Genomic DNA, 11,383 nt, shown 5'->3' with positions numbered 1-11,383 from the left:
CTTTCTCCCCACGCGATGACCTGGTTTTTGCCGCCCGGGACGGGGGGCGCGGTCAGGCTTGATGGCCTGGCCCGACCTTCCGCCGGGTGGCCGGTGCGCGCGAGGCAGACAGCGCCTCATCCCCTCCCACTGGCTGCCTCGCGCGCTTCCGTAAATTCTCGAACGAGGGCAGGGCAGGGCGCTCGCTCCACCGGGCGCCCTGCCGCTGTCGGGGCCTTTGCTTGCCAAGGGCCCGGGTTGGGCGCCATACGAAGGCGCGAAACGGCGGCGAGGCAGGTCAGCCTGCCCGCGTCGCCCGCGACCTTCGTGAGACATGGGACTCCGGTACGACGTCATCGTGGTGGGGCTGGGCCATGCGGGCAGTGAGGCGGCGCTCGCCTGTGCGCGGATGGGATTGGCCACGCTGGGCCTGACGCTGAAGCGCGAGCGCTCGGCGGTGATGAGCTGCAACCCGGCGGTGGGTGGCACGGCCAAGGGCCACCTGGTGCGGGAGCTGGACGCGCTCGGCGGAGAGATGGGGCGCGCCGCCGACCAGGCCGGCACGCACTTCAAGACGCTGAATGCCTCCAAGGGGCCCGCGGTGCAGGCCTCGCGCCTGCTCTGCGACCGGGACGCCTACGCGGCCGGCATGCAGGCGGTGCTCTTCTCGCAGCCGAACCTCACGGTGCGCGAGGGCGAGGTCGCCGCGCTGGTGGTCGGGGGTGGCCGCATCGAGGGCGTGGTGCTGAAGGACGGCGCGCAGGTGGCGGCCTCCGCGGTGCTGCTCACCACGGGCACCTTCCTCCAGGCGTTGATGCACGTGGGCGAGCAGAAGGAGGTCGGCGGCCGGCTGGGGGACGAGGCGGCGCGGGGGTTGTCGGAGTCGCTGCGCGCGCTGGGCTTCACCCTGGGCCGCTTCAAGACGGGCACGCCGGCGCGGCTGGCGCGCGCGAGCATCGACTGGGACGCGCTGGAGCCGCAGCCGGGGGACACCCGCGCGCGGCCCTTCTCCTGGCGCACGAAGGTGGAAGGGGAGGGCGGCCTGCCGTTTCCCCGTCAGCCCTCGGTGACGTGCGCGCTCACGGCGACGACGCCGCGCACGCACGCGGTGCTGCGCGACAACCTGCACCGCTCGCCGCTGTACCAGGGCGACATCGTCGGGCGGGGGCCGCGCTACTGCCCGTCGCTGGAGGACAAGGTGGTGCGCTTCGCCTCGCGCGAGAAGCACCAGGTGTTCCTGGAGCCGGAGGGGCCCACGTCGCCGCTGGTGTACCCGGCGGGCCTGTCCACCAGCCTGCCGGCGGACGTGCAGCTCACCTTCCTGCGCACCATTCCAGGCCTGGAGCAGGTGGAGGTGGTCCGCTTCGGCTACGCGGTGGAGTACGACTACGCGCCGCCCACGCAGCTCAAGGCCACGCTGGAGACGAAGGCCATCGCCGGCCTGTACTTCGCGGGGCAGCTCAACGGCACCTCGGGCTACGAGGAGGCGGCCTTCCAGGGCCTGTGGGCCGGCATCAACGCGGCGCTCCAGGTGAAGGGCGAGCCGCCGCTCCTGCCGGGCCGCGACGAGGCCCACGGCGCGGTGCTGGTGGATGACCTGGTGACCAAGGGCGTGGACGAGCCGTTCCGCATGTTCACCAGCCGCTCCGAGCACCGGCTGAAGCTGCGCGAGGGCAACGCGGACCTGCGGCTGGCCCGTCACGGGCACCGGGTGGGGCTGCTGCCGCGCGAGGCCCTGGAGCGGGCGGAGGCGCGAGGCCGCGCGGTGACGGAGGAGGTGGCGCGGCTGAAGCGCACCGGGCTGGCGGCGCGGCTGCGGCGGCCGGAGCTGACCTACGCGCAGCTGGGCGAGGGCCGCGAGGACTGGCCGGCGCTGTCACCTGACGTCGCCGAGGAGGTGGAGGTCGAGGTGAAGTACGAGGGCTATGTGGCCCAGGCCGCGAGGGCGGCGGCGCGCGAGGCCGAGTCCACGGACCGGTGGCGGATTCCGGAGGGCTACCGCTTCAACGAGGTGCGGGGGCTGAGCGCGGAGGCGGTGGAGAAGCTGACCGCGCATCGGCCCGGGACGGTGGGGCAGGCGCGCAGGATTCCGGGACTGACGCCCGCCGCGGTGTCGCTGCTGCTGGTGGCGCTCAAGCGCGGAACCGGGGCGCCCGCAGTCTGCTCGCGGCCCGAGGACTGATCAAATAAGGGGCTGTGGACAACGTGTGGGAAACTTTTCGGGTGGCTGTCTCCTGAATGATTCCAGTGGGTTGTAGGTAGGTTTGACGCGGAGGGCTTGTGGATAACGCGCGGTTCGAGGATCAGCTCGCGGCGGGGTGCCGGGCGCTGGGAGTGACGGTGGCGGCGGACCTGGGGCCGCGGCTCCAGCGGTTGATGAGCGAGCTGCTCAAGTGGAATGCGAAGGTGAACCTCACGGCGATTACGGCGCCGGAGGAGGTGCTGGAGAAGCACTTCCTGGATTCGCTCGCGGTGTTGCCGGAGGTGACGGGCGCGGCGACGTTGCTGGACTTGGGCGCGGGCGCGGGCTTCCCGGGGCTGCCGTTGAAGCTGGCGCTGCCCTCGCTGGGCGTCACGCTGGTGGACACGGTGGGCAAGAAGGCCGCGTTCATCAAGGCCGCGGCGGCGAGCCTGGGGTTGCAAGGCGTGCGCGGTCTGCACGCGCGCGCGGAAGGTGCGCCGGAGACGGAGGGGATTCCGCGCGCCGAGGTGCTGATTGCGCGCGCCTTCATGGACCTGCCGGATTGGCTCGGGCTGGCGCCGGCGTATGTGGAGCCGGGCGGGCGCGTGGTGGCGATGCTCGGCAAGGCGCAGCCGGACGCGGAGCTGGCGGCGCGCGCGGCGGAGCGGCAACTGCGCGTCGTGTCCGCGCGCTCGTACCGGCTGCCGTTCTCCGGCGCCGAGCGCCAGGTGGCGGTGTTCGCGAAGGAGTAGGGGAGGGGAGCGCAGGCCCGTGAGTCATGCCGGGCCTGCGACGGAGTGCGTGCCGGGTGTGAGTTCGCTGGACATCCCGGGGAGGGGATGAAACTTCTGGGCGAACACCACCCCGAGCGCCTCGAACATGCGACTGTCTTTTGCTCTGTCCCGCCGTGTTCGCATGCCAGCGCCCTGGAAGATGCTCCTCGGACTCGGTGTGCTCGTGTCGTGCCTGGCCGCCTTCCTGGTGACGCGCACCGCGCTGTTCCTGCGTGAGGCCGTGCGCGCCGAAGGCACCGTGAAGATGGTCGTGGTGACGGAGCCCCTGCGTCGGCACTCGAATCGCGACCGCGAAATCACGACGTACCAACCCCATGTCCGCTTCGTCACCCCGAGCGGTGACGAGGCGTGGATCACCGGCATGGCCGGTGACCCGCCCGAGTATGAGAACGGGGAGATTGTCTCCGTGCTCTACCTGGCGGAGTCACCCGAGGACGGCCGCATCGACGCGTTCATGGAGCTGTGGCTGGGCGCTGCTGGCGCGGGGGGCGTGGCTGCGCTGCTGCTCATGTTCAGCTTCGCGGCGTGGCGTTTCGGACTCTGAGCGCCTTTGACGGGCTCGCGCTTCGCGAGATTGGGTGGGCGCGCGCCGGGGCCCTCGTTAGGTTTCACGGCGAAGGTTCTGCGCATGAAGCCGCTGCCGACGGACCGTCCTCGCGTTTGGTTGTTCGAGCGTCACGCTCACGCTGCCACGTTGAAGGCCTCGCGCGCTGACTTCGAGCGCCAGTGGGGCCCGCCGCACCGGGTGGTGACTCGCGATGAGGGCCGCTTCCAGGAGGCGCACTGGGGGTGGCGCGGTGAGTGTGGGCTCGAGCTGGTGGTCGTCTCGATGCGAGAGGCCGACCGGTTCCATGTGTTCATCGAGCCCATGGAGGTCGACCACGCCCTGGCCCACCTGGGGTTGAAGGACGAGGTCGTGGAGTGGCGAGCGGACGTGGGGGTCCGCATCCAGCCTGAAGGCTGGGTTCTCACGCGCATGGATGAGACGGGCAATCGCTACGACGTCGCGCAGTCGCCCGAGCGCGCGCATGTGGCGTGCTTCGCGCGCATCCTCGAAGCGCGTGCGCACAAGCAGTCGTACTCCGTCGAGTTCCGCGGGCCGCCGGCCCATGAGGACGCCGCGTGGAAGGTCTGGGCCGTCATCCGCCAGGATGAGTACGGCAATCGCGCGGAGGTGGCCCGGCTTCAGTGTGAGCAGGGGGCGCGCGCCTTCGCCGAGGTCTATGAGGCGGACCCTCGGCACAAGCAGACGTACTTCGTGGAGCCCGTGGCTCCACGTCCCTGAGCTGTTTCCGCGGGTGCATGGTGGGCGTGTCGAGCGGGATGCGCGCACCTCGAGCCATGCAGGCTGGCGAGCGGTTGGAGGCTGCATCACCGTGCTCGGTGCATGGCCTTGCTTACAGCGCCTCGGGAGCATCGTTGGGGACCTGCGTCGCACGTGGCTGCGGCATGCGGGAGGACGAGCGGTTGGATGATGGGCCAGCACGGCCGCGTCACGGGTTGCCGAGGTCCCTGTCGAGGCGCGGCCTGTGGGTTGAGTGCTGCGTGAGCAGGGGCTTCGCTCGTCCTCCGGGCAGGCATCACAACGCTCGTGCTGTCGGATGCACGGAGTCCGTGCGGCAGTGGGGCTGCTTGCTGAACGCTGCATCCGTGCTCCCTCCCGGTGCTCGGGACCGTCGCGTAGCGGGCGCGAGCGAACGTCGCGACACGGTGCCTCGGGCTGCTTGAGGCACGTCGGGATGGGGTGACCACGAAGTGCATCCTCGACGGGGTTCGTTCACACGTGGCTGCGCGTCCGTCCTGTGTGGAGCGGTCCGTCTCCGTGAGCCTTCGAGGCATTCGGATGAATGGGGATGCAGCGCATGGCCGACTCGGCGATGCCGTCTCGTTGGGGCGCGATGTCTCCCCGGTTGCGCTCAGTTGGGGGCGCGAGAGCGTCCGGGGTGGAGCTTCGCGTCCGGCCTCTTCGTGCGCGGTGCTGCTTGGGGCTTCGCGAGGGTCATGTGCACGCGAGTCACCTTTGCGTTCAGTGGGCGCCGCGGTTCGCTTTCCCGAGGCCCTCCAAGTCGGGCTGCGTGTTGGTGCCTGACGGCGCTGTTCGCGGGACCTCTGGCTCAGGCAGATGCGAGCGGTGATGCGTGATGGCCGCACGGCTTCGCGCGGGGCGTTCATCCGGTCAGTGCCTCATGCGGACCGTGGTGGCCACCGGGTTCGGCATGGAAGCGCTCTGTGCGTCGCGACGCGCGAGCGGCCGCATCGGCATGAGCGGACGCGTGCTTGTTCTGGACGAACCGCATGTTGATGGAGGCGGGCGTCGAGCGTGGCTTCGCGATGGATGCGTGGAGCGAGACCCACGCGCCGACCCGGATGCGCTGTGGAGGTGATGACCGGACCGCCGCGGAGGCGTGCACTGCATGTGACGGGCGGATGTCGTTCGCTCACGCGACTGGCCCAGGTCCCCGTTCCACGTGGAACGGGACGCTCGGCATGCGCATGCGTCGTGGTGGAAGAGCGCGTCTGGCCGCGCCCAGAGCATCGAGTGCTTCAGGCGGGCGGAGCGTGGGTGCCGGCCGTCAGGTGTTCGCGGCCTCAGCCTGCGTGCGCAGGTCATCGCGGTGAACGGCAGCGGATGACTTCGTCTTCGGCCTGGCGCTCGTTCCACATGGAACCGGGAGCGCCTCACCTCGAGAAGAGGTCGTCGGCTGTTCGCGTGCGCACCTGGGTTCCCGCACCACTCAATCGGAGCGTGGGGCGCCGCGAGCACATGGCTTCGATGAGTGCTCATCCTCCTGGGCCGGACCGTTCCACGTGGAACGGGAAGGTGGGAAGCGCGGGCCGTCGCGCGACCGGAGCGGCTTGCTCATGCGCGGTGCCACCGTCGTTCTCCGTTGAGCAAGAAGGAGCGAACGCAGGGTCGCGTTGAACGGGCGCGACGCGCTCATGCGCGGGCCCATGCTTCTTCACGTTGAACGGGGAGGGGGCGCACGGGGAGACAGGTGGAACGGAGGCGGCGCGTTGCGAGTTCCTTCAGCGTGCCTGGTGAAGCAGGAGCGAGCGCGTGGGCACGTTGAGTGAGCACGGTGGGTTCATGCGCAGCCCTCACCGTTCCACGTGGAACAGGAAGGAGGCGCTGGTGTGTGGTCTCGCTGAGCGGGTGCGACTCGTCCGCGCGCGATGGCCTCCGTGGTTCCACGTGGAACAGGAGGAGGCGCGGGTGCGTGGCCTTGCTGAGCGGATGCGACTCGTTCGTGCGCGACGGCCTCCGTGGTTCCACGTGGAACAGGAGGAGGCGCTGGTGCGTGGCCTTGCTGAGTGGGTGCGGCTCGTTCGTGCGCGATGACCTCTTTGGGTCCACGTGGAACAGGAAGGAGGCGCGGGTGCGTGGTCTCGCTGAGTGGGTGCGGCTCGTTCGCACGCGATGGGCTCCGTGGTTCCACGTGGAACAGGAAGGAGGCGCTGGTGCGTGGCCTTGCTGAGTAGGTGTGGCTCGTTCGCACGCGATGGCCTCCGTGGTTCCACGTGGAACAGGAGGACGGCGAAAGCACGTGGCCGTGCTTGAACGAGTTGGCTCGGTCGCGCGTGCTCTCCACGGTTCCATGCGGAGCAGGAGGAGGCGTTGGTGCGTGGCTGGGTTGAGCGGGGGGCTTTCCCATGCGCGGTGCCATCGCCTTGCACGTGGTGCGGGAGACATGGGTACGCGCAGGGGTCTGCTGCGTGCGCAGCTCAGCGGCCTGTCCGTTCCACACGGCGCAGCGAGATGGCGTGGACTCATCGATCCGGACACATCGCTGGGATGCGCGAGTGCTGGAGGTTCCCACGCGGAGCCGGTGCTCGTTCCACGTGGAACATGGCCGGCCTGTGAGCACGTCATGGTGGAGAACCGGCGCTGTTCGCTCAGGCGCTCACGCCATCCTCCGTTCCACGTGGAACACGAGGTCAGGAGCGAGTGGCCGCGGTGCGCGAGGCGGCGTGGACACACGCGGCGCTCGCTGCCCGTTCCACGTGGAACATGGAGCGGCGGGCCTGAGGATGATGCGCGAGCGCCTGCTTCCACGCGTGCCCAGCTCGCGGCTTGTTCCATGTGGAGCGCCGGAGTGATGGGGATGTTGGCGTGTTGAGCGCAGCAGGTGCGCTTGAGCGTGTCCTGGGTTCCACGTGGAACATGGGGACGGCAAGAGGTCGCCCTGCAGGGTGGTTGAGCATGCTCGCGTGTGCTGCTTCGAGCCGTTCCACGTGGAACACGGGGGGGCGCATGGGCATGCCAACACGGCGGTTGAGCGTGCTCGTGCTCAGGACCGCGCTCGTCACGTGCTCACGTGGAGCTTGGGCCCGAAAGCTCGCGCCATGAAGGCGCCTGGGCGTGCGGCGGGTCCGGTGGCTTGTTCCACGTGGAACGCGGCGGCACATAAGCCCCCGGGCCGGTGCCACGCCGGGGAGCATCGGCCATCGGCTTGCTTCACCTTCCAGATGGAGCGGCTCGCGCACCGGTCCACACGGGATGCGGGCGCCGCGTGGGTATGCCGATGCGGCAGTTGAGCGGGCCCCTGGTCATGTCCGCGCCCCCTCGCTTGTTCCACGTGGAACGCGAGCACGGTGCCCGCGCTGATGCGTGTCCGCAGCGCCTCGCCAGTTCCACGTGGAACGCGAGCACGGTGCCCGCGCTGATGCGTGTCCGCAGCGCCTCGCCAGTTCCACGTGGAACGCGAGCACGGTGCCCGCGCTGATGCGTGTTCGCGGCGCCTCGCCAGTTCCACGTGGAACACGGACTCTGCTTCATCAGGTGGGCCGCCGCGGCGTGTCCGCGAGTTCGCGGATGCCTGTCCACGTGGAGCGCGAACTCGGCTTCATCAGGGACCGCCGCGGCGAGTTCGCGAACACTCGTTCCACGTGGAACGGAGCAGCGGCGCTTCGTGGCGGGTCGCGGTGGCAGGAGCCGCCGTGCCGCAAGCGCGCGTCGCGGAGCTGGTGCTTACAGGGAAGGAAGAGACCTCGCCGGCGTGGCACGTCGCGGTGGCTGGAGTCGCCGCACCGCATGCGTGCTTCGCGGGGCTGGTGCCTACAGGGAAGGAAGAGACCTCGCCGGCGTGGCACGTCGCGGTGGCTGGAGCCGCCGCACCGCATGCGTGCTTCGCGGGGCTGGTGCTTACAGGGAAGGAAGAGACCTCGCCCGGGGTGGCGCGTCGCGGTGGTTGGAGCCGCCGCACCGCATGCGTGCTTGGCGGGGGCATTGATGAAGGTGGATGCCTCCTGGGCGCCGCATCGTTTCGCGTCAGCGGAGTGCTCAGCGTGAGTTCGTGCGCCTGAAGAGGTGAGGCATGCGACTCCACGAAGTGGAGGTGAACGCTCCTCCGCGGGCCGCTCAGGCGTTGCCCCTCGTAGAAGGCGATGGGGGAGGGCGCAGGCTCGTACTCGCCGCAGAAGCGTCCGCCGACTCCTGCTTCGCGTCCATGTCGCGCGGCGCTCACGCCGCAGTCACGGGTGCGTGCTCCGCCATGCGCTCATCGGGCGCGGTCATGAAGGGGAGGCCGCTGCTCATCCAGCACGCAGCGCCAGTTCCACGTGGAACGCGTGGCGAGCTTCGCGGTGCATCGGTGCTCCGCATGCGTCCGCCCAGCGGCCCGTCCGTGGCGTGGGCCGGTTTGAGGCGCGGCGGCGCTCACGACCGCATCGCCGGTCCGACGGCGCGCCGTGCCAGCATGCGCCGCGCGGTGAGGCGCCCGTTCATGGGGCGCAGGTGCTGCCGAGCCGCTGCCCCCAATTGCGCGTCCCCGTTCTCCGCACCTGCATGGGGTGTCGCGCACCTTCCATGCGGATCCGGCGCAGGTGAAGAAACACCGGGGTGGGCCGCCTGCTCAAGCGCCCCATCGACCTGAAGCCCAGGCGCGTGCGCCGCGCACGCGGCGAAGCTCGCGACAGGGCAGGGACACGACGCGTCTCATCACGGCGCGGTCCGTCCGAGCGTGCGTCCCGGCCCGACTCAGGTGCGTGTTGCCGGGACGCATTCGGCGCGCTCACGCCGCGCGACTCCGGGGGAACGCGCGCGCGTACGCCATGGCGCACCCCTTGCTCTTGCGCGGAAGCGGTCCCGGCGCCCGCCACCTCCGGCGGGCGCGGGCCTCCCTTTCACCCAGGAGTCAACAACATGAGACCCATGTATCAATACGGCGCGGCCGACGTTCGCTACGGCCAGTCCATCCAGCTCGGGGGGAGCTGCCCGCTCGACCTGAGTGGCACCGCGTCCTACGCCATCGGCTTCTGGCTGCGCCCGCGCGCGCCAGCCTATGACGGCAAGCTGCTGGAGTCCGGCTCGAGCTGGTCCCTGGGCCTGCACGGCCTGAAGCTGACGTTCTGCCTCCCGGGCATGTCGCCGCATCAGGTCTCGGAAATCGAACTGCGGCCCGACGAGTGGCAGTACGTCCTCATCAACTTCGAGTCGACCGGCACCCGCGCTGGCAACTACACGGTGTACGTGGACGGCACGACCCTCATCGAAGGAAGCCAGTCCAACATCACCGGCAGCACGTCACCGTTCGTGCTGGGCACGTCCTGCGACGCGCAGTTCTACAACGTCGCCTTCTGGTCCGCCGCGCGGTCGGGAGACGCGCTCAAGCCGGTGTGGGACGTCCCACAGCCGGACCCGACGCTCGCCGCCTGTTACAGCTTCAGCGACGGCTCCAGCACGGATGTCTCCGGCCACAACCTGGGCCAGGCGAGCCTGGAGCACGGCGCGCAGGTGGTGATGCTGGCGCCGTCGCTGCGGCTGGTGAACGGGGCGGTGCAGCCCTCGCCCCGCGACAACCTCACGATGTCGGCGGACGGCGGCCCCTTCAGTGTGCAGGCGTGGTTCCACCTCGACGCGCCGTCTCCGTTCCAGTCCGAAACGCACACCCTGTTCGCGTGCCTGGACAGCGTCAGCAACAAGGGCTTCACGCTGGGCATGCAGTGGGACGGCACCGGGTACAACGTCCACACCACCGGATACGTCGCGGACGGCAGCTGGCGGGGCTGGGGACACACGTCGCAGTTGCCTCCCGGCGAGTGGCACCACCTGGCGGCCAGCTATGACGGCAGTGCGCTGACCATCTATCTGGACGGCGAGGTCAGCCTGAACATCCCTGGCGTCGTCCAGCCCACGCTGTCGCAGCCCGTCTGGCTCTTCGGCGCCCAACCCAAGTCCAATGTCGCCGGCGGGGCCGCCTACGACTTCCAAGGTCATGTCCAGGCGGCGGGGCTCTGGTCCCGCGCGCTCAGCGCCAGCGAGGTGCAGCAGTACATGTCGCGGGACCCCAGCGACGTCGACGGCTGCGTGGCGTACTACGCTTGGAACGGCACCGTCCTGGGCAACCAGGTGACCGGCTACCCGGCGCTGTTCCAGAACACAGTCACCCCCAGCATCGTCGTCACGCCGCCGTCGGCCTCCACGCCGCCCCCGGGCTCGGCCTCCACGACGCAGCAGCTGGCGAAGGCCGACCCGCCGCTGCCCTCCGCCCAGATGCTCTTCGCGGAGCCGGTGGCATTCCCCGACCAGAAGCTGCTGACGCAGGACCAGGCGCGGAACGTCCTCGCCTCGCTGGAGCCCCTGCTGGCCACGCTCCCCGAGTCGACCCGTGAGCGGATGCGCTCGCTCTCCCGAGACAACCTGTACCAGGGGCTGGCGCGGGTGGGCGGCCCCGGCGGCGCGCCCGTGGGCGCCTTCACCGGCCAGGTGGAAGGAAACCACTTCGTCTATTACCACCACACCGCGCGGGGCAAGGTGGAGGCCGGCCGGATGGAGCTGAGCGTCAACACCGAGTGCGTCGGGTGGATTGTCTCCGTCGCGGCGACCGGCTTCTCGATGCTGCTGTCGGCGTTCGGCGTGGGCTTCGCGGGGGCGAAGCTCATCTCCCCCATCCAGAAGGCCGTCACGGAGAGCACCGTGTTGCTCAACACGGTGAAGAGCGTGGCGGAGAGCTCCGTCAGGGACGCCGACAGCATCATCCGAATCATCAAGGCGTTCTACACGGCGGGGACCCTGGGGAAGATCTTCGGCGCCGTGCTGACGGGGAGCTGGTTCACCATCGCCGCCAACTGCGCCATGCTCATGCTGCAGGTCGCCGCGCTGTGGGCGACGGGCGGCGCCTACGTGGCCATCGTGATGCTCCAGCTCGTGGCCAACTTCGCGCTCTTCCTCTACGTGCTCGACCACAAGCCCGCCGGCTGCTGAGGTCCGTACCGCAGCTCCGCGTCCCGGGGCTCCCTGCTCACCTGGGAGCCCCGGGCGCGGTGAACGGCGCGCCCACGCGGCGCTCCTGTCTGTGCCGCCTGGGTGTCGCACGAGGACACCGCGGAGCCACGCCGGCTCCGCGCGAAGTCCCTCGCCGCCGACCCCCTGAAAACTGGCATAAGGGTCCGTGGAGACTCCCGCCGGTCGTGCCGAGCCCATTCCCCC

5 protein-coding genes are annotated in these 11,383 nt (G+C 70.0%); all 5 read left to right on the top strand.

Going from position 1 to position 11,383, the window contains the following annotated elements:
• Positions 1-313: 313 nt before the first annotated feature.
• The 5 genes from mnmG (at position 314) to G4D87_RS24100 (ending at position 11,158) form a co-directional block, all read left to right on the top strand.
• Positions 314-2,161, top strand: coding sequence for a tRNA uridine-5-carboxymethylaminomethyl(34) synthesis enzyme MnmG (mnmG, locus tag G4D87_RS24120; RefSeq protein ID WP_163784559.1), 1,848 nt, complete (start codon positions 314-316; stop codon positions 2,159-2,161).
• 98 nt (positions 2,162-2,259) lie between these two features.
• Entirely contained in the window at positions 2,260-2,913 is a 654-nt protein-coding gene (gene rsmG / locus G4D87_RS24115; protein WP_163784558.1) for a 16S rRNA (guanine(527)-N(7))-methyltransferase RsmG, read from the top strand.
• 181 nt (positions 2,914-3,094) lie between these two features.
• On the top strand, positions 3,095-3,499 hold the full coding sequence (locus tag G4D87_RS24110) for a DUF3592 domain-containing protein (RefSeq protein ID WP_163784557.1): 405 nt from the start codon (positions 3,095-3,097) through the stop codon (positions 3,497-3,499).
• A gap of 84 nt (positions 3,500-3,583) precedes the next feature.
• Positions 3,584-4,240, top strand: coding sequence for a hypothetical protein (locus G4D87_RS24105; protein WP_240358549.1), 657 nt, complete (start codon positions 3,584-3,586; stop codon positions 4,238-4,240).
• A 4,857-nt stretch (positions 4,241-9,097) separates the two neighbouring features.
• Positions 9,098-11,158, top strand: coding sequence for a LamG domain-containing protein (locus G4D87_RS24100; RefSeq protein WP_240358548.1), 2,061 nt, complete (start codon positions 9,098-9,100; stop codon positions 11,156-11,158).
• Positions 11,159-11,383: the final 225 nt, after the last annotated feature.

The sequence above is a fragment of the Myxococcus vastator genome (assembly GCF_010894475.1).
GTDB classification, from domain to species: domain Bacteria; phylum Myxococcota; class Myxococcia; order Myxococcales; family Myxococcaceae; genus Myxococcus; species Myxococcus vastator.
Note: the sequence above shows the minus strand (reverse complement) of the source record. Positions and strands in the feature narration are given on the sequence as shown.

Bases quoted from the DNA above. Each gene is read 5' to 3' on its own strand.
- mnmG (WP_163784559.1), top strand. From the start codon at position 314: ATGGGACTCCGGTACGACGTCATCGTGGTGGGGCTGGGCCATGCGGGC.
- G4D87_RS24110 (WP_163784557.1), top strand. From the start codon at position 3,095: ATGCTCCTCGGACTCGGTGTGCTCGTGTCGTGCCTGGCCGCCTTCCTG.
- G4D87_RS24105 (WP_240358549.1), top strand. From the start codon at position 3,584: ATGAAGCCGCTGCCGACGGACCGTCCTCGCGTTTGGTTGTTCGAGCGT.
- G4D87_RS24100 (WP_240358548.1), top strand. From the start codon at position 9,098: ATGAGACCCATGTATCAATACGGCGCGGCCGACGTTCGCTACGGCCAG.